At 47.7% G+C, this 22,968-nt stretch carries 19 protein-coding genes and 2 tRNA genes; 8 read left to right on the forward strand and 13 right to left on the reverse strand.

Annotation, left to right across the window (positions count from 1 at the left end):
- Positions 1 to 9: 9 nt before the first annotated feature.
- Positions 10 to 594, reverse strand: a complete 585-nt coding sequence (locus LSE01S_RS06550; protein WP_061776834.1) for a thymidine kinase — start codon at positions 592 to 594, stop codon at positions 10 to 12.
- A 203-nt stretch (positions 595 to 797) separates the two neighbouring features.
- Here LSE01S_RS06550 and LSE01S_RS06555 point away from each other — a divergent pair, with 203 nt between their 5' ends.
- Both LSE01S_RS06555 and LSE01S_RS06560 read left to right on the forward strand, forming a co-directional pair.
- A complete protein-coding gene (locus tag LSE01S_RS06555) occupies positions 798 to 2,147 on the forward strand; it encodes a Mur ligase family protein (protein ID WP_061776835.1) in 1,350 nt (449 codons plus the stop codon).
- Positions 2,144 to 2,848, forward strand: a complete 705-nt coding sequence (locus LSE01S_RS06560; RefSeq protein WP_061776836.1) for a type 1 glutamine amidotransferase — start codon at positions 2,144 to 2,146, stop codon at positions 2,846 to 2,848. The genes LSE01S_RS06555 and LSE01S_RS06560 overlap by 4 nt, the downstream gene beginning before the upstream one ends.
- A gap of 97 nt (positions 2,849 to 2,945) precedes the next feature.
- On the opposite strand, the gene LSE01S_RS06565 is transcribed toward LSE01S_RS06560, so the two are convergent.
- From LSE01S_RS06565 to LSE01S_RS06575, 3 genes are all read right to left on the reverse strand, one after another.
- Positions 2,946 to 3,956 carry a serine hydrolase domain-containing protein gene (locus tag LSE01S_RS06565; protein ID WP_061776837.1) on the reverse strand — a complete coding sequence of 337 codons (1,011 nt, stop codon included), beginning with the start codon at positions 3,954 to 3,956 and terminating at the stop codon, positions 2,946 to 2,948.
- 147 nt (positions 3,957 to 4,103) lie between these two features.
- The gene (locus LSE01S_RS06570) at positions 4,104 to 5,936 is read right to left on the reverse strand and encodes an ABC transporter ATP-binding protein (RefSeq protein ID WP_061776838.1); all 1,833 of its coding nucleotides are present in this window, start codon (positions 5,934 to 5,936) and stop codon (positions 4,104 to 4,106) included.
- On the reverse strand, positions 5,929 to 7,662 hold the full coding sequence (locus LSE01S_RS06575; protein WP_061776839.1) for an ABC transporter ATP-binding protein: 1,734 nt from the start codon (positions 7,660 to 7,662) through the stop codon (positions 5,929 to 5,931). Before LSE01S_RS06575 ends, LSE01S_RS06570 begins: the two co-directional genes overlap by 8 nt.
- 170 nt (positions 7,663 to 7,832) lie before the next feature.
- Between LSE01S_RS06575 and LSE01S_RS06580 the strand changes: the two genes are divergently transcribed.
- On the forward strand, positions 7,833 to 8,162 hold the full coding sequence (locus LSE01S_RS06580) for a hypothetical protein (RefSeq protein ID WP_082622360.1): 330 nt from the start codon (positions 7,833 to 7,835) through the stop codon (positions 8,160 to 8,162).
- 41 nt (positions 8,163 to 8,203) lie between these two features.
- On the opposite strand, the gene LSE01S_RS06585 is transcribed toward LSE01S_RS06580, so the two are convergent.
- On the reverse strand, positions 8,204 to 8,407 hold the full coding sequence (locus tag LSE01S_RS06585; RefSeq protein ID WP_061776841.1) for a hypothetical protein: 204 nt from the start codon (positions 8,405 to 8,407) through the stop codon (positions 8,204 to 8,206).
- A 90-nt stretch (positions 8,408 to 8,497) separates the two neighbouring features.
- Complete coding sequence (locus LSE01S_RS06590) at positions 8,498 to 9,622, reverse strand: GGDEF domain-containing protein (RefSeq protein WP_061776842.1); 1,125 nt, start codon at positions 9,620 to 9,622, stop codon at positions 8,498 to 8,500.
- Positions 9,623 to 9,914: 292 nt separating this feature from the next.
- On the opposite strand from LSE01S_RS06590, the gene LSE01S_RS06595 reads away from it, so the two are divergent.
- The 4 genes from LSE01S_RS06595 to LSE01S_RS06605 all read left to right on the forward strand — a co-directional run bounded on the left by LSE01S_RS06595 (position 9,915) and on the right by LSE01S_RS06605 (position 12,608).
- Positions 9,915 to 10,601 carry an EAL domain-containing protein gene (locus LSE01S_RS06595; RefSeq protein ID WP_061776843.1) on the forward strand — a complete coding sequence of 229 codons (687 nt, stop codon included), beginning with the start codon at positions 9,915 to 9,917 and terminating at the stop codon, positions 10,599 to 10,601.
- A 209-nt stretch (positions 10,602 to 10,810) separates the two neighbouring features.
- Positions 10,811 to 11,104, forward strand: a complete 294-nt coding sequence (locus LSE01S_RS06600) for a helix-turn-helix transcriptional regulator (RefSeq protein WP_061776844.1) — start codon at positions 10,811 to 10,813, stop codon at positions 11,102 to 11,104.
- 190 nt (positions 11,105 to 11,294) lie between these two features.
- A complete protein-coding gene (locus tag LSE01S_RS11135; protein ID WP_156470484.1) occupies positions 11,295 to 11,438 on the forward strand; it encodes a zinc-ribbon domain-containing protein in 144 nt (47 codons plus the stop codon).
- 153 nt (positions 11,439 to 11,591) lie between these two features.
- Positions 11,592 to 12,608: a DUF805 domain-containing protein gene (locus tag LSE01S_RS06605; RefSeq protein ID WP_156470485.1), complete on the forward strand. Its 1,017-nt coding sequence runs from the start codon at positions 11,592 to 11,594 to the stop codon at positions 12,606 to 12,608.
- Positions 12,609 to 13,024: 416 nt separating this feature from the next.
- Here the strand turns inward: LSE01S_RS06605 and LSE01S_RS06610 are convergent.
- Positions 13,025 to 13,098: transfer RNA gene (locus LSE01S_RS06610), tRNA-Glu, on the reverse strand.
- A 174-nt stretch (positions 13,099 to 13,272) separates the two neighbouring features.
- Between LSE01S_RS06610 and LSE01S_RS06615 the strand changes: the two genes are divergently transcribed.
- A tRNA-Gln gene (locus tag LSE01S_RS06615) sits at positions 13,273 to 13,345 on the forward strand.
- A 356-nt stretch (positions 13,346 to 13,701) separates the two neighbouring features.
- On the opposite strand, the gene LSE01S_RS06620 is transcribed toward LSE01S_RS06615, so the two are convergent.
- The 6 genes from LSE01S_RS06620 to LSE01S_RS06645 all read right to left on the reverse strand — a co-directional run bounded on the left by LSE01S_RS06620 (position 13,702) and on the right by LSE01S_RS06645 (position 22,881).
- Positions 13,702 to 16,722, reverse strand: a complete 3,021-nt coding sequence (locus LSE01S_RS06620) for a YfhO family protein (protein ID WP_061776846.1) — start codon at positions 16,720 to 16,722, stop codon at positions 13,702 to 13,704.
- Positions 16,723 to 16,938: 216 nt separating this feature from the next.
- Positions 16,939 to 18,285: a glucose-6-phosphate isomerase gene (locus LSE01S_RS06625; protein ID WP_061776847.1), complete on the reverse strand. Its 1,347-nt coding sequence runs from the start codon at positions 18,283 to 18,285 to the stop codon at positions 16,939 to 16,941.
- A 127-nt stretch (positions 18,286 to 18,412) separates the two neighbouring features.
- Positions 18,413 to 19,279: a GRP family sugar transporter gene (locus LSE01S_RS06630; protein ID WP_061776848.1), complete on the reverse strand. Its 867-nt coding sequence runs from the start codon at positions 19,277 to 19,279 to the stop codon at positions 18,413 to 18,415.
- A 183-nt stretch (positions 19,280 to 19,462) separates the two neighbouring features.
- On the reverse strand, positions 19,463 to 20,611 hold the full coding sequence (locus tag LSE01S_RS06635) for a class I SAM-dependent methyltransferase (RefSeq protein ID WP_061776849.1): 1,149 nt from the start codon (positions 20,609 to 20,611) through the stop codon (positions 19,463 to 19,465).
- Between the two features lie 63 nt (positions 20,612 to 20,674).
- Positions 20,675 to 22,150, reverse strand: coding sequence for an ATP-binding protein (locus LSE01S_RS06640; RefSeq protein ID WP_061776850.1), 1,476 nt, complete (start codon positions 22,148 to 22,150; stop codon positions 20,675 to 20,677).
- The gene (locus tag LSE01S_RS06645; protein ID WP_061776851.1) at positions 22,147 to 22,881 is read right to left on the reverse strand and encodes a response regulator transcription factor; all 735 of its coding nucleotides are present in this window, start codon (positions 22,879 to 22,881) and stop codon (positions 22,147 to 22,149) included. The genes LSE01S_RS06640 and LSE01S_RS06645 overlap by 4 nt, the downstream gene beginning before the upstream one ends.
- Positions 22,882 to 22,968: the final 87 nt, after the last annotated feature.

The raw sequence follows: 22,968 nt of genomic DNA on the forward strand, positions 1-22,968 counted from the left end.
CTGAAACGGCTATTTTCCAATCTGGTCTAATGGCGGGTTAAAATAATGCCGCCGGCAGACAGGATAATAGGTTTCATTACCACCGATTTGGACCTGTTCACCCTCGTACACGGGTTTGTTATCATGGAACCGAAGATTCATGATAGCCTTCTTCGTGCAGAACCAGCAAATAGTCTTCATTTCTTCAATTTTATCTGCGTACAGCAGCAGGTACTTTGTTCCTTCAAACAAGTCGTTGCGAAAATCGTTTTTCAAGCCAAAGGTCATCACCGGAATCTTTAACTCATCGACCACTTTTGCTAGTTGTAACACGTGATCCTTCGTTAAAAATTGGGCTTCGTCAATCAAGACACAATTGGCCTTGGGGTCTAATTTCTCAATCGCCTCGTACAAATTTGTCTCTTTAAAGATCGGATGCGCGGCTCGTTTCAATCCGATGCGGCTAGTAATGTAGCCGACGTCGTCTCTGGTATCCAGGCCACTCGTCATGATGATCACCCGTTTACCTTGTTCCTCGTAATTGTGGGCGACCTTCAAGATTTCAATGGTCTTCCCACTATTCATTGCACCGTACCGAAAAAATAACTGCGCCACTGTAATTCCCACCTTTTTGACAGTTTCTATCTATTATAGCCGATCACTTAGGAAAATTCGACTGTGGGATCACCAAACTTTTCTTGCATTTTCCCAAAGTTGAACCGGATGGCTCCTCTTATCTGCCAAACCATGTTAGAATTAACACTTGAACAAACAAGGAATTCGACACGAAATTTGTCTCGATAAGGAGCGAAGTATCCATGTCATTAAGAAGCGACGTTGCAACCTTCGCGGGGAAGTCCTCGTACTGGTTTCTGCATAAATTTCTCAACGGGGGCAGTTCCCTCCCAGGGAAGATTACTCTGACTCTCGACCCAAGTATTCTACGGGCACTCGGGGCAAAGTATGATCTGGTCATCGTGACGGGTACCAACGGTAAAACGTTGACGACCGCCCTCACCGTGTCCGTACTAAATGAAAAGTACCCAGGCGTCTTGACCAACCCCTCTGGTTCCAACATGGAACAGGGCATCGTCACGACCTTTCTTAAGGCCGAGAAGCCTCAATCTGGACGGCCAATTGCCGTCTTAGAAGTTGACGAGGCAAACGTCATTAACATTACCAAATACATTGAACCCAAGGCCTTCGTCTTTACCAATATTTTCCGGGATCAGATGGATCGCTTTGGTGAAATCTATACGACGTATCAAAAGATTCTCGACGGCGTCGCACTGGCACCCAACGCCACGATTATCGCCAATGGGGACTCCCCCATTTTCCATTCAAAAGACCTGCCTAATCCAATTCTGTACTACGGTTTCGACAACGAACCCGACCAGGACTTCAAGGCCAAGGCCAACACGGACGGGGTCCTGTGCCCCAAGTGTGAACACATCTTGCACTACCACTCCCTGACCTACGGAAACCAAGGAAAGTATTTCTGTCCACACTGTGGTTTCTCTCGTCCAGAGCTCACCTACCGTTTGACGAAGCTGGGCGAACAAACCCCAACTTCCTCTAAGTTTGAATTGGACGGTCACCCATTCAAGATTCAAATCGGTGGGACCTATAACATCTACAACGCATTGGCTGCTTACGCGGTGGGACAATTCTTTGATGTCAGCCCAACCGAAATCAGTAACGCCTTCAATAGCGATGAACGGGTCTTCGGCCGGCAAGAAGTCATCGACGTCGCCGGTAAAAAGGTCACTATCATTCTGGTTAAAAACCCGGTTGGGTTGGACCAAGTCTTGCAGACCATTAGCAGTGAAACGCATCCCTTCTCATTGGTCGCCTTGCTGAACGCGAACTACGCCGACGGAATCGATACCAGTTGGATTTGGGACGGCGACTTCGAGAAGCTGACCCAGATGGATGTACCGAAGTTTATCACTGGTGGCGAGCGATACAAGGACATCACGTTCCGCCTAAAGGTGGCTGGCGTCCCCGACGACAAACATATCGTCGAACCCGACCTGAAGAAGGTCGTGGCGGACATCTCCGAGCTACCAACCGAACGGGTCTACGTGCTTGCCACCTACACGGCAATGCTCCAGGTCCGTGATATTCTGAAGGAACAAGGCTACATTAAGGAGGCCATTGGCGAATGAGTTATGAATTAAACGTTGCTCACCTCTATGGTGACCTAATGAATACGTACGGCGACGCCGGTAATATCCTGGCATTGAAGTACTATGCCAAGCAAATGGACGTCGACATCAACGTGACCGTTGTCAGCCTGGATGAAGAATTTCACTCAGACGACTACGACATGGCACTGTTCGGTGGCGGCCAAGACTTCGAACAAACCATCGTCTCTAAAGACATTCAAACCAAGAAAGCTGAACTCATCAAATTCATCGAGTCCGGCGGTCCCATCCTAGCCATCTGCGGCGGTTTTCAATTACTGGGCCACTATTACATCGGAGCCGACGGTGAAAAGATGCCCGGTATCGGGGCCCTGGACCACTACACGTTGTCACAAGATAACAACCGATTCATCGGTAACATCGAAATCAAGAACGAGGAAACCGGCGAAACTTACCATGGCTTTGAGAATCACCAAGGCCGAACCTTCTTGGGCGCAGACGAACGGCCACTTGGCCGCGTTCTCTCCGGCAAGGGAAATAATGGTGAAGATGGTTCGGAAGGCGCAATCTACAAGAACGTCTACTGCTCTTACTTCCATGGCCCTGTGTTGACCCGTAATGGGAATATCGCCAAGCACTTACTGATTGCAGCATTGAAACGAAAGTACCCCGATGTCGATTTTAGTAAACAAGCGGCTTTACCAATTCCGGCAACATTCTAAAATTTTACAATAATGACTGTCACACCGAAATCTCGGTATGACAGTTTTTTTACGCAAAAAAATCCGGATACCCTGAAATTAGGTATCCGGATAGTTGTTATTTTTCTGCTAAATAGGTGCCAATGACCGCGTTTCGTTGGTCGAGGTACGGCTCGTTCGGGGCATAGGGATGAACCCGATTGGTCAGGAAAACCATGGCCTGATCGGTTGCTGGGTCGAGGACCAAATAAGTGCCAGTAAACCCGGAGTGCCAGATGACCCAGTGGGGCGTGGGTGTCTGAGCAACCGTTAATGCCCATCCCAGAGACCGGCGTGCCTTTCCGGACGGAGTCAAATCCGCCGCCAAACGATGAATCCAAGCTGGTGGCAAGATTGCTGCAACCCTTTCCGGATGCAGAACCCCCTGACAGAAGGTCGCCAAGTCGGCTGCCGTGCTAAATAATCCTGCCGATCCACATCGCTTACCTAGGACAAATGCCTTAGGATCGTGAACTTGACCACGAACCATCCCACGGCCCGGCGCAAAGGCCGTGGGCACACATTGGGCGGGATCATTCGGCGTAAAGGTACTGTGCCTCATTCCTAGCGGTTCTAGGACGCGCTGTCGAATGAGGTCCTGGACTGGCGCCCCCAGTACTCGTTCCAAAATCCATCCCAGAAAAATATAATTCACATCGGCATACACCATTTTACGATTGAAGGTTGGCCCGACGTGCAGGGTCAATAGTGCTGCCGTTAACTCTTCAGCATTCAGAGCATCCCGATTAGGAATATACCCAATGATACCGGAGGTATGCGTGAGCAGGTGATGAATCGTCACCCGTCGATCCGGCCACTCCGGCAACCAATCATGTAACGAGTCTGTCAACCGCAGGCGCCCCTGAGCGAGTAGCTGTAGCGTAACCGTCAGCGTCCCCACCACCTTAGTCACAGACGCCACGTCATAGGTCATGCCCGGTCGAAGCACCTCCGACCGGGGCACGGTTGCCGCGCCCCCCATCACGCCACTCAGGACCCGATCGTCATCTACGAAGGCGTAGCTCACTCCTGGAACCACACCATCATCAATTAGGCGTTGCAACGCCGCCTTTGTCTGTGTATATGCCACACCAACACTCCCTCTCTGTCTTCTATTGTAGCTTACCCAGAGCAACCTGCAGCTAATACCGGTCAAACTTCGGTCGATAATAAAAATAGATTGTGCGGTGCTGCGGTCTCACGGCCAGCAAACGCCTCACAATCTATCATGATCAGTTTAAGCTAAGTTGTTTCCCTTGAATTGACTGTTGTACAGGTCCGCGTAGAACCCGTCCGCCGCCAGTAAGCTATCATGATTCCCGGTTTCAACAATATGCCCGTGGTTCATCACCACAATATTCTCGGCATTTTGAATCGTTGATAATCGATGGGCAACCACGAAGCTGGTCCGGCCAGCCAGCAGGCTTTCCATGGCCTTTTGAATCAACATTTCCGTTCGTGTATCCACGGAACTCGTGGCCTCGTCCAAAATTAACACATCCGGATCGGCAACGAAGGCCCGGGCAATCGTCAATAATTGTCGCTGACCTTGAGAGATGTTGGTTGCTGCTTCATTCAACACCGTCTCATAACCCTCAGGCAATTGCCGAATGAAGGTGTCCGCGTGAGCTGCCTTAGCTGCCGCGTACACGTCATCATCGGTAGCATCCTCGCGACCATATTTGATGTTGTCGAAGATCGAACCGGTAAAGAGCCAGGTATCTTGCAGAACCATCGCAAAATGTTTCCGCAGATCATTTCGTGATAATTGTTTGGTGTTTCGGCCTTGGAATCGAATCTCCCCCCCCTTAACGTCATAGAAGCGTTCAAGTAAGTTAATAATGGTGGTCTTCCCCGCACCAGTCGGCCCAACGATGGCAACCATTTCCCCTGGCTTAACCTTTAAGTTAAAGTCGGCAATCAATGGCGTGTCATCGACGTATTGGAAGCTAACATCGTCAAACTCCAAGATGTTGGCCGTGTCGGTCTTTTCAGTAACGGTTGCACTCGCTGGCATTTCACCCTCATCGAGGACGGCAAAAATCCGCTCAGCCGAAGCAATCGTGGCCTGAATCGTATTGGTCAGGTTAGCCATCTGGGTGATGGGTTGTGAGAATTGGTTTGTGTATTGCAGAAAGGCCTGCACGTTCCCCAAACTCACTTGGCCGTTAGCCACTTGAATCCCACCAATCACGGCGACGGCCAGGTAATCCAAGTTCTTAACGAAGTTCATCAGTGGGAAGATCAAGCTGGAAACAAATTGTGCTTTCCATGCTGATTGATAATATTTCTGGTTATGCTCTTCGAATTGTTCCTGCGTGGCCTGTTCCCGGTTGAAGGTCTTCACCACGGTATGCCCCGCATAGGTCTCTTCGACTGTATTATTCAGTAGCCCCAGGTTCTTTTGTTGTCCGGCAAAGAACTTCTGTGATCGTGGGGCAACCAGCATAACCACGAAGAGGCTCAGTGGCACGGAAACCAACGCCACCAAGGTTAGCCAGCCACTAATGGTGAGCATCATGTAGAGCACTCCGAAAAACGTCAGCACACTCGTCACCAATTGTGACAACGTCTGTTGGAGCGTCCCACCAATGTTATCCATATCGTTAGCCATACGGGACATCAAGTCCCCATTACTATGGCTATCATAGTAACTAATTGGCAGGACTTTCATCTTTTCCTTCAGGTCCCGGCGTAGTTGATAAACCACTTTTTGAGAAATCCAGTTCATGATGATGGACTGAATGACATTAAAGACGGCTGCGCCAGCATACATGACCCCAACGACCAATAGAATATGACCAATCTTGTCAAAGTTCACGGGCAAACTGTGAATTGGCAGCCCCGCCTTAAGTTCGGCTTGCCCCTTCATAACCCCCTTGAAGAGTTCCGTCGTCGCCTTCCCTAAAATCTTAGGGGTCCGAATCTGCAGAATCACTGCCACTGTGGCTAGGATCAGTACCAGGGCAATCCCCGGCAACCAATGTTTCATGTACCGGAAGAGACGGAATGTGGTCCGCCAAAAACTTTGAGGTTGCTGTTTTGTTGCAGAACCGCGTCCATTACGCATCGATCACATCCCCCTTTCGGAGTTGGGACTCCAGAATTTCCTGGTAAGTCTGGTTCGTTGCTTTCAACTCTTCATGCGTTCCTTGACCAACGATATGGCCACCGTCAATCACCAGAATCAAATCGGCATTGGCCACCGTTGAAACCCGTTGAGCAACGATAACCGTTACCCCCTGGTTCACTTGGTCATCGGCCTTAAGCGCTTCTCGTAAGGCCGCGTCCGTCTTGAAATCCAATGCTGAGAATGAGTCGTCGAAGATGTAGACACTGGCCCGCTTCAAGATGGTTCGGGCAATGACTAACCGCTGTCGTTGACCACCCGAGAAGTTATCCCCGTTCTGTTCAACCACGGCGTCCAAGCCACCAGCCTCCTTAACAAAGTCCGTTGCCTGGGCAATGTCTAGCGCATGCCAAATTTGATCATCGCTGGCGTCCGCCATCCCATAAACCATGTTGGTCCGAATCGTTCCAGAGAACAGGACCGCTTGCTGTTGCGTAATCGAAATGGCAGCGTGCAGGTTGGCCTGGCTGACCGCCGGCAATGGCGACCCATCGACCATAATTTGGCCGCTTTCGGGGTCAAACAGGCGCGGAATAAGGTTGACCAAGCTCGACTTACCCGAGCCAGTTCCGCCAATGATGGCCACCGTTTGGCCAGCCTTAGCCGAGAAGTTAACATCGGCCAACGCCAATTCTTCGGCGCCGGTGTACCGGAAGTTGACGTGTTCAAAGGTCAGGCTGGCTTCACTATGATCAAAGTTAACCGGTTGAGCCGCATCATTAATTTTGGACTTCAGGTCCATGACCTCGTTAATCCGGGCCGCCGAAGCTTGGGCCCGTGGCACGAAGACGAACACCATGGAGACCATCATAAAGCTAATTAATATTTGAGTCGCATAAGTCATGAAGGCAACTAAATTACCCACTTCCATGGCTTGGCTAGAAATCAGTTGACCCCCATACCAAACGATCCCAATGTTAGTACCACTGATAATCAAGGTGATAATTGGAAACATTAGGGAAACGATCATGAAAACCTTAATCCCGGTCTTCGTGTAGTCTTGGTTAGATTCTTCGAAACGGTCCTGTTCGAATTCATCTTGATTGAAGGCCCGGATAACTCGAACCCCCGTTAATCCTTCACGGAAGATGAGGTTGATGCGATCAATTTTCTTTTGCAGGCTCTTGAAGAGTGGCACAGCAAAGTACATGATCACCCCAGTAAAAGCAGCCAAAACGGGTAAGGCCACCAGGAAAACCACCGTCAAACGGGGGCTCTTGATATAGGCCAAGATCCCCGCTCCAACCAACATAATCGGCGCCATCAGCATCATCCGTAGCATCTGAACCATCACGTTTTGAATTTGCACAACGTCGTTGGTCGTCCGCGTAATTAAGGAAGCATTCCCCACCGTTTCAAATTCCTCGGTTGATGAGAACGTCACTTTCTTAAAGATTCCTGATCGGATACGTTGTCCCATCTTTTGTGATTGTGTGGCCGCAAAGTAAACATTGCCGGCCGCCCCCAGGACACCAATAAAACTCAGCAGGAGCATCTTGCCCCCGGTGCGCCAGATGTAAGCAATGTCATTCGTGGCAATCCCCTTATCGATAATATCTGAGGTTAACGTGGGTAAGGAAAGGTCACAGGATACCTGGATGATCATGAATGCCACCGCCAGGATAACCGCCCACCAGTCAAGGTGTTTACGGGCTAGTCGTATCATTTGATTTTGGCCTTCTTTCTATCTTATTTAACGTTCTATTTAATAAAAAGCATATGCGATAATTATACTCAACTGACTTTCGTTTGCAATCAATGCAGACCCGATCATCAGTCGCTGGTAATGCGACCAGTTTTTGTTACAATGTAAGCACTGAAGGGAGCTAGAGAATTGTGGCGAGTAACTCTGATTCAATCTATAATGTCTTAACTTATATCCACCGGCACCAACAACAGATGACATTTATCCAACGTCGAAATAGCAATGTGATTGCGGTTGGCGTTCCCGACTCGGTCACCGTCGCCAATGCCGACCTCTATTTCCCCGTTAACCACTTACAGGTCAACCTGATGAATGAAGACTTTTTGGCAAAGAATGGTGACCTACTAAACGACTTTTTCGACTTGACCAGCAGTTCTAAACTCGACTACCAGCAGGTTTGGATTACCACGAGTCATATCCCATCGGAACACACGTACCTCGTGGAGATCTCTTTTGAATAAGTCACTAAAAAAGCGAATGGCTGAGCCATTCGCTTTTGATTTTAACTTAACAGCGACCGAGACAGCCACAGGCCACCCAAGACCAATGCGGCCGCGATAAAAACCCAAAAGAAAGCCGCAAAGGCGACGAGAATAATCGTCCCAACAATCAGGGTTCCTAGCAAACCAAGTAGCCAGCCGCCCAATCCGAAAACAATCCGGAGAACGGGAAACAGTAAAAATAACGCTAATAGCCAAAAGATCACGTTGATCGCTCCATTCTGCTAAGCCGTTCAACTTAACTTGTGGTTAGTTTACACTATTTTTATTATAAAAACACGTAAAATTACTGCACTTTAAGCAACCGTAATCTGTTGCCGGCCATTTTGCTTCGAATGGTAGAGATTAGCATCCACCCGTTTGTAAAAGTCCAAGGGATTGTGGTCCGTTTCAACCAGTCGAGAGACGCCGACTGATATGCTGACCTGAATATCAATATCATTGTAAGTGACCACCAGGTGTTGGACCCCGTGAAACACCTGTCCAGCGATTGGCCGAGCCTGTTGGAGATCGTACCCCGGCAAGATGATATTGAACTCTTCCCCGCCTGTGCGGTAAAGAATCAAATCGGTGTCTAGGCTTCGTAATACATCGCTGACTTGCAACGACACCTGCTTCAACACTTCATCCCCAGCCAGGTGACCATAGCTATCGTTGACCCGTTTAAAGTGGTCAATGTCAAACATAATCATTGATAAGTCATGGTCGTGCTCCAGACTCTGCTGGAACTGATAACCAATGGCCCGGTCAAAGGCCGCGTAGTTTTGGACGTGCGTCAAAGCATCCCAGTTAGCCGACTGAAACAACCGATCCTTGATACGGCGGTCCTTATTTTGAATAATAAAGTAACCGTACATCAGTGCTGCCAGTAAAGCGTAGTCGGCAATCTCGGTTAAATAATTTCCCCAGCTTAAGTGATAACGCTGTTTGACCAGGAACCAGAGTGCCAGTGCAAACACCAAGGCAATTCCCATGTAGCGAGGAAATGGCCACCGATTGAGTCGCAAGCTCTGTTGATAAGAAACCACGTAAAAGAGAATGAAAATCATCGTGTAGACCCAGGACAAAGGTGCCGAGACGTTGCCGTTCAAGACCATGAACCCCACTCCCGAAATCAGGATAATCCAGTAAGGGATGCGCAACTGTAGAAAATACGCAACAAAGATGAGTAGCAGTAATTGGAAATTGGTGAAGGTCCACGCCAGATGGCTGTCCCGAACAATGACTTGTAACGTAAAAATCGAGGCAACGGCGCACGTTGTCCCAATAGCGACTTGAACTTTTTTAACCGTGTTCGGTTCATGATGTGCCTGAACTCGCGCGGTAACCCAGTTGAAAATTGACCAGTACAGGGTAATGACCCCGAGGACAAAGAACACGCTGGTAATGATTGGCGGTACTAGCCAAACTGACCAAGCCATCTCATCATGCTCCTTACTGTAGTTAGATTATTAAGTGACCTTTTAAAGCGGGCCCTTGTTGCGTTATCCTAATAGTAATTTACCACATTGACAATTGTGCCTATCCAAACGCTTATATTAACTATAAAACAACCCCAATTATAATGCACGAATTTTCCAGTTAAACTAATCTGTTACTCATTTTGCCGATTGGGGTGTTCATTTTACCACCGATTTCTTTGAGTTGTCACTACTCTACTTCTGCCCATTAAAGTATGATAGACATAAGGATTAAGTTGGAAGGAGGTTCCGCATGACTTATCAATATTTTGCTCAACCACAAGTCGATGCCATCAACGACAGCGTGATTGGATACGAACTTCTTCTCCGGCAAAAACAATCAGGACAATGGCTGACTCCCACCGCTACCACGGGCATAACGGTGGATGATCAAGCTCGCTTAATTGAACAAGCCGCCCAGCAACTACAGCTGAAGGTGGGGTCACTGTCCTTCAATGTTAATGAACCCCAATTTCTGGATCGTCGTATAGCGCAAGCTATCATTCAGGCCCAACACACCATCTACCCCATCAATCTGGTTCTAGAGGTCACTGAAGAACCTACCGTCCATCCGGTCACCGAACGACAACTCAGCGAGCAGATTCACTACTTCGACGACCACGGCATTCAACTCAGCCTGGATGACGTGGGTACGGGGCGCAATACTTACGAGCACTTAGAACCCCTCCTCTCGGCCGTCAGTGAACTGAAGTTTCCTTTACAGAATTTCCGTGAAGCCCATCGTGAGGCAGAAATTCTCCCCGCCCTCCAATTCTGGATGAAAACAGCGCAACAATATCGGTTGCGTTTCATTCTCGAAGGAGTCGAAACACAAGCGGACCACAACTTCGCTAACCAACTCGGTATTCCTAATCGCCAGGGCTGGTACTATGGTAAGCCCCATCCCCTACCGGATACCGTGTTAAGAAAAGAACGATAAAGACATCTGTCCCTTGATCATCGCCAACCAGGACGACTGGTTGGCACGCTCAAAGGGAACGGGTGCTTTTTTACTTTAAAGGTCCTTCACTACAATATGTTGTTATTTAATACCACAATAATCTGTCATATAATTAGTTTCACGCATTTTCATAGTAAACAATTAAAATCACTACCAATCATGGTATGGTTATTTCTTAGGGGGTTCTTATGTTAGCCAATCGCATCAAAGAATTAAGGAAGCTGCTCAATCTGAGTCAACGAGAACTGGCTGAATTACTGAAAGTCTCACAACAAACCATTGCCAGTTGGGAGACCCACCGCTCGGAACCAAGCTATGACATGATGCTTCATCTTGCCTCATTTTTCGATGTGACGTTAGACGATTTATTAGGTCGTCACGATAGCCAGGGAGCCTCACAACCCAATAATTCTCACGATTTACAACAATTTCTACTGGATAATCAAGGATTGTTAACGTATGGTGGCGCAGAACTGACGTAAATTGAAAGAAAACAGTTACGGGTCGCCATCTCGACGATCTTCTGGAACCGACCATTACTCCAGTAACGGTCAAAGATAAAATGTCGTCATTCATTCTCTTAAGTAGTGATCACAGCAAAGCCAGCAAACCAAGTTATGTGTCCAAAACTGATGACTTCAAAAGCTGAACACCTATTTTGGGAGGAAGAAAATGACTAAAGAACAACGATTTTGCGTAGAATGTGGGAAGGAGATTCCTATAGATGTCCGGTTCTGCCCATATTGTGGGACCGAACAACCCACCTTTCAGGAATCTTCAAGCAATCCCGAAAGTGAGATGGCACTCAATTCATAATCAGGTACTGGATCCGAGTCGGAAAATCCGGTCAGCTCTGATTCTGAAACGACCGTCAATTCTGAGTCAGAAACCGTTATCCCACGGGTAACCAACTCCACTAATTCTGACAAACCTGGTCTGGTCAATTCGTTTAAGCGTGGTTTTAAGGATATGTTCACTATCTCCGGTCGAATGAGCCGGGCCGACTTCTGGTGGCAATTTTTGGCGCTATTTATCATAGATTTTATAGTTTCGTTTCCACTGGCTTCAACACTTGAACACGTGAGTCTGGGTGTCATGAACGGTTGGCTATTATTCCTATTTTTAATTTCACTCATACTTGCCCTAACAAGCGTTATGTACTTTACTTCTGAGATTCGACGCCTACACGATACTAGTCGTTCCGGCCATTTTCTATGGTTAATCCTAATTCCATTCTTTGGCACGATCATTGCTATCGTGATGTTTGTCCAGCCAGCCAATGATCTGGGGGAACGTTTCGATACTAAGAAGGTCATTAAGCCCTGGCAGAGAAAATGGTGGACCTGGACCATCCTCGTCGTTGGGGCACTACTGATGACCGCGATGATGAGACCAATCGCCGAATATACAAACGACATTCCACTCACTCAAGATAGCGCTAGCCGTTCTGCGACTAGCGACAATGCTTCAACCGATGACAATGACGACGAAAGCGATTCAAGTTCATCTGACAGCATTGAACTCGGAGACGATTCTATCGATATTGCCGACCAACAAGACTTCACTAGCGACTATTCTGAGGACTGGGCCAAATCAACCTTTGCGATCGACAAGGTCACACTCTACAAAACCGATGGCGTCTACACACAAGGGAGTGGCAAAGACAAATCGGATTTCAATGGGGTTGTAAAGGTTCACATGTCCATCGACGCCGGTCGTGATATTTCAGCCTACCCAACCCAAGCAACTCTGAGCACTGACGATGGCCAACAGGTAGACGTCGATTCATTAGATAGTGATGACTTCGATGGTGACTTGAACTCTGGCACTAAGTCAGATGGAAATCTTTACTTCCTCCTCCCCACTCTGGATAAGGTGTCAGACTTATCTAGTATCCGCCTGAAGTGGGATGCCAATTATGAGACAGACGATTATGACGATGATAACGATTTCAAGAGTTTTGATGCCACGATTAATCTAAGCTAACCAGCTTTCCGGTCCTTTGACACCTCCACAGGTTCACAATTACCCTTGCTATTATTTAGCGATCTAGCCGAAACCCAATCGGTCAGGTTGAAGTGACTCCACTGAATTGGATTTTCTCCAATTCAGTGGAGTCTTTTATGTTCATCATCTTTCCAACTGAGCAATTGATACCAGCGACTTTCAATCAGTTTCAGAATAGTCCGTTGACATGAATAAAAAATTGGCCAGAAATTTTTTCTATGTGAAACTAAAGTGAGTAAAACGACTAAAATCGATAGAAATTAGGTTTTTTGGCTTGCCTGACCTAATCTGACCTTATAAACGCAATCTCAAAAATTTGCCAACAAAAAAAGAAGCTCTAAACACTGTTAACACAGCGTTTAGAGCCTCTCATGATGCCGGTACACTTCAACTTATCACCCGCACGGGACTCGAACCCGTAACTCCGCCTTGAGAGGGCGACGTCTTAAACCAGTTTGACCAGCGGGCAATGTGATCAACTAAGCAACTATTACTTTACATTACCCATCGGTAATTGTCAATCGATTATGTAATAAAATTCGAGAAAAGTCGAATTTATGCAATTTATCGATTTTTCTGCCAAAAGATAGTTGACACTAATAGTTGGACAAGTTACAATTAATTTGTTGTTTGATAACTTTATTGGGTATTCGCCAAATTGGTAAGGCAGCGGACTCTGAATCCGTAATTTACTGGTTCGAGTCCAGTATACCCAATCAGACATAAACCCCAGATATTCGATGCCTTGCATTGAATATCTGGGGTTTATTTATTCATAAAAAGGCATAGCCATTTGGCTATGCCTTTATTCGATCCCTGCACTATTTGTGGGAATGATCACTTAGTTTGACCAAGATGGGAACTCCAAATGATGCCACCATGCAAAGGACCCTTTTCCTGATACGGATATTATTGGCGGTTACCCGTACATTGGACTGACGGTGCCTGCTGGCTCAGCCAACTGGCTCCCCCTTGAAGCTATTAGAAACCGTGGCTGTTTTAGCAAGCAAAAAAGGCCATCCGATCAGCCGATCGGATGGCCCCTTCTTTACTGCAACTTTAGTTGACACCGTTATTTCGTGCGCCGTGACCACCAAAACTGGAAGCCACCGATGAACACGACCACCAGCACCCCTAAGAGCGTCAGTAAGCCACCAAGCTTCAATCCTGGTGTCCGGTAAGCCAAACGGATTTGATGCTTACCAGCAGGAATTTTAGCCCCTACAAAGCCGACATTAACCTTAGTGGTTGGCTGTTCATGACCATCCACCGTTAATTTCCAGCCCTGGGAATAAGGAATCGAGGTCGTCAGAACACTAGCAGCTTGGCTGTTGGTACTCCCCTTGACCAAATTATTCTTGACCTTCAGGTTCTTTAAGCCCTGCTTTTGCAGCTTGTGCATCCGCGTACTGTAGGCCTTATTGAACGGCACCGCCACTAACTTGGCTGACTTGAACTTCAAGCTCTGAACACCACTAAAGGTCAACTTGATCTTTTGACGCCGAGTTGGTGAATAACCCAAGTTTAACAGAACCCGTTGCTTGTTTTGGTAATCGGACAGGTTTCCTTGCCCTAATTGGTTAAAGCTCGTCACGTTTTGGAAACTCGTGGCCGTAACGGTATAAGCACCGTCACTCTGATTCCACAAGGCGCTCCGCAGCGTCTGCATCCGGGCAATCCCGGTGTAGGCTTGGTTACTGAACGCCTTTGTGTTCTTTTCATGATGATACTTGTCACGAACACTGAAACGATTAGCCTTAATCCCATCTAATTCTAAATACAACTCTGTATGCTTCGTCGATACGGGCCGGTCAATCAACAAATGATAAGTCATCGGATTCCCCATATTATCACTGGTCATGGTGCTCAACTCATTGGCGTTGACCTTCTCATTATGAGCTAGGGTCTTGGCATTTTCTTGGGCCAATTTCTTGAGCCGAGCCCGGTCGTTGGTAATGTTAACCGAACGGTCCTGATTCTTTTGACGCAAGGACGTCTGCGTGGTCGTGATGAGTTCAGGGTCAACCTGATTCCCTTGCTGCCGAAACTTAACCACTTGGCCCAAGCTATCGACAACCATGGTCTTATCCGGTTCAACATGATAATCAATCGACTTCGTGGAATCCGGTACCGTTGCGGTCTTAACCCCACTGACTGGCTTTTGTACCTCTGCACCATAGGTCAACGCCTGCTCCCGATTCAACCCGTTCATGCCAGCAAATTGTTTGCTGTTAATTTGACTCGTTTGGAGATAAGCCAATGGCAAGGCATCCTTAGACTTCAGAACGGTCGTGCCGTAGTTATTCCCTAAATCATGAACTGGCTGATCACGGTACTTAACCACCTTACCGTTGCGCTTGGCAACCTGGTAAGCATATGGAAAGGCCTGCGTGCCAATCTGGTTGTTACGGGCAAAGATGTACTTAACGCCCAACAAATTACTCATCGTCGTCCGACTATCAGCCTGATTAATCGGCTTGTTCATCTTGAATTGTGAGTTATCTAATTTTTGACTGAAATCACCCACCGCCCCGTTTTCAACGGAGAAGTACGACATAATATCATGGGTACCTAGGTTCATCCCCATGTTGGTTTTGGCTTCATTCGTGAAGTAATAATACTTACTCGTCGCACTCCGCGCGAATCCTTTTTGTTTTTTGACGTAGGCCTGTGCCCCATCGTAAAAGTTCTTTTGATACTTCGTCGATACCCCACGGGTAACCAACTGAGAACTGGCCCCACCGGCATTTGGACTGAAGTAACCATAGGCGTTACCGATCAGGTTAAGGGCTAAACAGGTCATCAACAGTGCCCCAGTCCGTTCAACGGACCAGTGGTAGAAGTGCCCTACTAGCACAATGCCCAACGTCATCAGTAACAACCCATATTGAACAAAGTCATGCGGATGATTGCTAAAGATGAAGCCGTTAGACAACCAAACCACGAGTAGCAACCCCAAGGTACTCAACATCAAGGTGGTTAAGTCACCGCGGTCTAAATTCGTCAGGTTATCAACAAACGCCATGACCGCCAGACTAAAGGCCAGACAACCCAGTAACAACCATCGTTGTGATGGCGTCGTCCCACCATTCATGATGGCAGCAACGGCCGGAATCAAGGTCCCAACAGCCATCATGACAATGGCAATATTTAACCACAGGTAACGCCGAAAATGCCGTAAGACGTAGACCAAGGCTAGGAAAGTAATCCCTGCCAGGCCTAAGTTTACCCAAAAACGCATGGGATTCCCGGTGGTAACCATCGTATTCGATAGCCGTAAGTAATAACTAAATGGATAAACAAAGTAGCCATTCGCAAATTTGGCCGTGGCCCGCGTCGACGACATAACCCCTAACAACGAAGGGATAAACAGGACACCCGCCAGCATAAAGCCAGCAAATCCGGCACCAACCAGTTTACCAATGACCGGCCAAGTATTCAGGCTCCGGTGCTCACGGACACTAAAATACCGTAAAACAGCGTAAATCAAGCTCCCAATCGCCAAAATGTAGGCAAAATAGAAGTTGCTGACCAAAGCTAAACCGGTGAAGATCGCCAGCGGTACCCACGACTTTCCCCGTAACACGTGATCTACCCCAAAGGCCAGCAATGGGAACAGGATCATCGGTAACAGGAAGAATGGGTGCCGGATGCTCACGTAAAGTGAAAACCCGGTAAAGGTGTAGGTTAGCGTCCCAAATAACTGACTAGCGGTCTTAAAGCCGCGTTGACGTGCGAAGAATAGGAAAGCCAATCCACTAACGTATAACCGCAATAGAATTAATAGGTTATACCCTAATTCAATTCGCGCGTGAGGAAAGAACGCGATGAGGTAACTGAATGGGTCCCCTAAGACATAGTAGGAGAAGGTCGTTAACTTATCGGCCCCAAGACCTAAGTCCCACGACCAGCCGGTAAGACTCCCCGAGTGTAGCCAGCTGTAAAACTTCTCCAAGATTGGAAAATGTTGGGCTAACCCATCACCTTCCCAGATAAACGACTTTCCAGTGAGGATGAAGATCCCGTAAGAACATGCGACCAACACTAGGAAAATCGCTGTATACCACAAATATGTACGTTTTGAAGCCTTCAAATTATTCTCTCCCTTGACTTTTCTGCCCCACTCCGGAGCATACCTTATTACTATACCGGTTCAAGATCGCCCCTTCAAGGGTTACTCTCTTTTTATAATCTAAACTTTAAGGTTTTGCCAACCACTCACGTTCCTACCGCCAACAGTATTTCGTCATTAGACCATAAAAATTGCCTGCAGATCAACCGATCTGCAGGCAATGACTGATTAAGTTAATTAAAGGCGATCATTCAATTCCTTACCTAGCTTTTCGAAACCAGGCTTGCCAAGCAGGGCAAACATGTTCGTCTTGTAAGCCTCAACCCCTGGTTGGTTGAATGGATTAATCCCATTCAGGTAACCAGAAATAGCAACAGCCACTTCGAAGAAGTAGATCAGGTAACCCAATGTGTAAGGCGTTTGGTCAGGAATATGAACACTCATGTTAGGAACACCACCATCGGTGTGGGCCAAAACAACCCCTTCGTAGGCCTTACGGTTAACGAAGCTCATTGGCTTACCTTCCAGGTACTTCAGGCCATCCAGGTCATCGGCCACACTTGGAACGCCCACATCATTCTGTGGTTGATCAACAGTAATGACCGTTTCCATCAAGTTTCGCCGACCCTCTTGAATATATTGTCCCAATGAATGCAGGTCGGTACTGAAGTTAGCGGATGATGGGTAAATGCCCTTTTGGTCTTTCCCTTCAGATTCACCCATTAGTTGTTTCCACCATTCTGCAAAGTATTGCAGGCGTGGTTCATAGTTTTCCAACAATTCGGTGGTGTAACCCTTCCGGTACAAGATGTTCCGCAGTGCCGCATATTGGTAAGCCGCATTTTTGGTAAGGTCAGGATCCGTATAGTCATCTTGAGCAGCGGCAGCACCAGCCATCAGTTCATCGATATTGGCCCCTGAGGCAGCGATTGGTAATAAACCAACGGCAGTCAGGACTGAGTACCGGCCACCAACGCCATCGGGAATAACAAACGTTTCGTAACCAGCGGCATCGGCTTCGGTCTTCAAGGCCCCACGTTGCTTATCGGTCGTCGCGTAGATCCGAGACTTGGCATCGGCTTCACCGTACTTCTTAACCAACATTTCCTTGAAAATCCGGAAGGCAATGGAAGGCTCCGTCGTGGTCCCAGACTTCGAAATCACGTTAACGGAAAAGTCCCGATCGCCAATCAAGTTGATCAGATCATGAACATAGTCCGGACTGATTGAGTTCCCAGCAAAGATTACTTGAGGACCTTGGCGCTTCTCAGCAGGTAAGTAGTTGAAAAACGTATCGTGTAAGAAGTCAACGGCCATCTTGGCACCTAAGTAGGAGCCCCCGATACCAATCACAACCAGGACTTCAGAGTCAGAACGAATCTTCTTAGCCGCGGCCTTAATCCGGGCAAATTCGGTCTTGTCATAATCCTTTGGTAAGTTTAACCAATCACGGAAGTCACTACCTGCACCGGTTCCTTGACGTAATTCGGCGTCTGCAGCTGTAACGAGAGCCTGCATCTCTCCCAATTCATTGTCGTGGATAAAGGGTGTCAGCTTGGAACGATCAAAGGCGATATGTGCCATATTAGATAACCTCACTTTTATTGTTATAGACAAGAACATTATAACGCAATCCCCAAGAATGTAAATGGTATAGTCCAAAGTGACCAATAAAAAAGCCCGCCACTATTAGTGACCGGCTTCAATAAACTTAATTTTTCATAATTCCCAAGGTGACCCCACCGGCGACCACGAGGAGCGAGCCAATCGTGATATAAACCATCTCACGTTTAGTCTTCTTTTCGCCTAACAGCCAAATGCTCCCGAAGGTGGAGATCACAATCCCACATTGTGCTAACGAATAACTGATGGCCAGTCCAACCTTAGGAATCGACATGAACATGAAGAAGTTCCCCACGCCCCAAACGATCCCGGTCAGAATATTCTTGGCCGTTGCCTTGTGCATTACTTGTTGCCGTGAGAAAAGGACGAAGATAACAGCCCCCAGAATCATTCCCAAGGATTGTGGGAAGATGATCCGCGTTGCCTTCAAACCGGACCACTCGACAATCACGGTGTAAAGAATGTAGCCAATCGTCGAGATAGCCAGTGCCACGGACCCCTTACCGGCCTCCATCGGTTGGCTATCACCGACAGCCGCGTTCTTATCGCGCAATGAGGTCAAAGCAGCCCCAACGATCAGGACAATCACGGCGATTGTTCCCAACGTAATCATCTTCGTGGTCGTCCATTCGTGGAAAATGAGGACCCCTGCCAACGCCGTCCCAACTAGTTGGAGCCCGGTTGAGATCGGAACCGTCCGCGAAATTCCGATAAACTTCATTGATTGAAATTGTTCAAATTGTCCCACAGACCAGCACAAGCCCGAAGCGATCCCGACGACCATCGCCATGACGGAGAGGTTTGGTTGGTAATAGAACAAAGAAAAAGTTCCAAAGAGCACCGCGCCGGCCGTCATTCCCAGTGTTTGCTGATATGACGTTCCACCCAAGCGGCCACTAATTAACCCAATACTTCCCCAACAGATCGTGGGGATTAAAGCTAGAAGAATGTCCATTGTTGTAAGCCTCAATTCTCATCTCAATTATGCGTTTAACCACTGAAAGCGGTTTTAATTGTAATAGTAAGTTTAAAGTTTTCTATTCTAAAAGTAAACTGGTTCGCATTAAAAAAAGAGTCGATCGGTAAGTGGTCTATCCTTACCGTCGACTCTTCAATTTGTGTTTTCACAATCTTTTCATTAATTAATGGTTAACCGTAATCCCTTTAAGGCTTCCCCGTGACGATCCGCAGAATTGGTTTGGAAATCATCGGGTGCGACGAACTCACTGGAAATGCTTACAGAACCGGTATATTTTTCCAGTACATCCCCCACCGTCTGCCGCAAACGCTTCATCGAATACGTGGGCGTTGTCGTGGTCAAAATGATCTGCGAGCCACTGTGCGTAACTTCCAGGGCTTGGGCTAACAAGGCGGGTAAGTCTTGTTCCAACGTGAAGGAATGCCTCTTCCCGCGAATGAAGGCTGGTGGATTAATCGACACGATATCGAAGCTCAACTCGTGTTTGCGAGCATAATCCAAATAGTTTTCGACGTCCATCGTCCGCATTTCAACCGCTGCTTGGTCCAAGTTGTTGGCGGCCAACTGCGTCTGAATTGTCGTTGTGGCCCGGCTCGTCGGGTCGACCGTGACGGCTTCAACGGCATCTCCGGCCATCGCGGCCGTCACCAGGCCGGTTTCGGCACTGTACAAGTTCAACAAATGCTTCTGAGCACTGTTCGCCTTTACCCAGGCCCGAATGTCACGGAACTCCAAGGCTAATTGTGACCGGCCCACCGTCAAATCGATCGGGTAACTCACGCCGTCCTCTAAGACCTCTGTTTGGGTTGTTGGCAACGTCCCGTTAACAATGGTTAGGTTGTCATGACCTGGCGTTGTCGCCAACATGACGGCGTCCTTACCAATGACGCGTTGGAAGCCCGCATAAATTAACTTTGATTGACGATTTAAGGCCGTGTTCTGCCAACGGAAAATGTACAAGCCGTTGTAGACATCCACCACTAAACCACCGAGGTTATCCCCGGCACCGTTAAACAACCGGTAAGCCGTCGCGTTCTTAAAAGCTGAACGCCGGGCAACCGCTGCTCGAAATTTGCTAGCGAAAAACCGGTCATCGATCGTTTCATTTTCCTTGAGGCTCAGGACATACCCGACTCCCCGATGTTGTTTGGCAAAATATGCCGTGGCCACAAAGTGACCGTGATTTTCCAACTGAACCCAGGCCCCGTTGTCAAAATCTTTACGATCTTCTAAATCCGTTATTGATACGATCGGGTACCCATCCTCAAACTTCCGGACGGACTTCCCTGTAATTTGTACTCGTTTCACAAGTTTCCTCCTTAATGACTATCTGCTATTGTAGCATGAAAAGGACGCCAGCACAGCCATTGACTAGTCGGTGTTCGACTCTTTAGCACGTTCTGAATTGGTTTGATGTTGGTCGGGAAAGATCACCGTAAACGTGGTCCCCACTCCCTCTTTACTGGTAACGCTAATTTTACCATGATGTAACTGAACCAGTTGATGAACAATGGATAGGCCCAGGCCAGATTCACCATACTTGGTGTTCTTCCGGGATGGATCGGCCTTATAGTAGCGTTCCCAAATATTCTCCAATTGATGTTCCGTCATGCCCATCCCGGTATCGGCCACCTTCACAATGGTTTCTTCATAGCCCCGCTGTGCGGAGAGCGTCACGCGACCATTATCGGTAAACTGAATGGCATTTTGAGTAATGTTAAACATGATTTGAACGAACCGGTCGTAGTCGGCAAATACCGGCACCTCCTTGGCCGCTTCCAAATCCAAGCCATCCCCCTTGTCGTCGGCCTTTTGCTTCAGCTGTTCGACGATATTATGGAGGGCATCAACGGCGTTAAATTCATGCAAATTTAGCGCAATTTGATTCGATCGAATCTTTTCATAATCGAGGTTTTCATTGACGAGTCGAATCAACCGGCTGGTTTCACTTCGCATCAACTCGATACTCTCTTCCTTACTCTCTTCGGGAATCGCATCATAGGCCATTCCTTCGAGAAGACCGTTAATCGTCGTCAATGGTGTCCGCATCTCATGGGAGGCATTGGCCATGAACTCCCGCCGGCGCTCTTCCTGGCGTTGAATCTCATCTTGGGACGCCTTCAACGAGTGGGTCATACCATTGAAGTCATTGATCAGATCATCAATTTCATCCCGATTACGACTCGCCATCTGGACATCGTAGTTTCCTTTCGAAACCTGGTTAGTCGCCGATCGCAATCGATTGATCCGCGACGTGTAGTAGCGCGCCAAGATATAGCTGGCAACAATGGCCACGATGCAAGACAACAGTAAGGCGCGAATTAAATTGCGATTGATCTGATTCACACTGGTATTGATATCGGAAACGAAAGCCCCCATGACCACGACGGCCACCAACTTGTGGTTATAGAAGTACGGCTTCATAACCTCGGTCACCGCGGGACTGACGCGGCCATTCTTGTTACGAACTTGCCGGTCCACGACCTTATGGATAATCTGGTTATTCTTCAGTTTCTTCCAATCGGCAGGTCTGATCGACTGTTGATAAACATTCGCTGGAAAAACAATCTTGTTCGTTGCACTATAAATCGTCGTGCTGACGGCTTGATTTTGCAGTAACTGTTCGCTGTTAGCCAGCGCCGTCGTATCAAAGTTAACCGTCTTGGGCTCTTGAGAACTGATCCGTAATGACTGCTCAATCAGACTGTTCGAATATTTTTCTAAGGAGTTCCAGGTATTGCTATACACCATTCGCCGGGTCATCTGCGAATATGAAACTCCCATGAGAACTAGGATAATCATAATTGCCGCGAAGAATCCGAGCATCTGTTGATACATTAACTTCATTGTTGATCGGCTCCACTGTCATCAAATTTATAACCCACACCCCACACTGTTTGAATAATCTGGGGACCAACCTTTTCAATCTTCTGCCGTAACTTTTTAATATGGGCATCCACGGTCCGCTCATCACCATAGTATTCATAGTCCCACACCAACTGCAGGAGCTGTTCTCGTGAGAAGACTTGGCGCGGCTTTTGAGCCAACGTCTTCAACAGATCAAATTCCTTCGGCGTCAGGTCCTGAATCTGCCGTCCATTCAAATAGGCCTCCCGCGTTTTGGTGTTTAACTTAAAGTTATCCGTCATCACGTCAAAAGATTCCGTATCATCGGTGGGCGTATCCGCGGTTGCCTGAGCAACGGGCCCTAATGCGGCCCGTCGATGCAACGCTTTGATCCGGGCGATTAAGGTGATAGGACTGAACGGTTTCGTCACATAGTCGTCCGCCCCCATCTCCAGCCCTAGGACCTGGTCACTTTCCGAGTCCCGCGCCGTTAGCATAATGATGGGGACTGTCGGCGAAATCTTTCGAATCTCGGCACTAACCTGCATGCCATCCATACCAGGTAAATTCAAATCAAGGGTCACCATGTCCCACTCATTGGGCGTCGCGGAAAACATGGTCATGGCTTCCTTGCCATCATAGGCAAAATGAGCATCCCACTGTTCCTTCTTAAAAAACATCGACATCATTTGGGAAACAGAATGATTATCTTCAATCATTAATAATTTCATTGCGACCTCCAAAGAAAATTACTGTCCTTCTACGGAGCCAGCAAAAAGTTAAGTTATAAGCACTCGAAGTTTATCAGACCCATCAGA

The organism is Levilactobacillus senmaizukei DSM 21775 = NBRC 103853, from assembly GCF_001592085.1.
Taxonomy (GTDB): domain Bacteria; phylum Bacillota; class Bacilli; order Lactobacillales; family Lactobacillaceae; genus Levilactobacillus; species Levilactobacillus senmaizukei.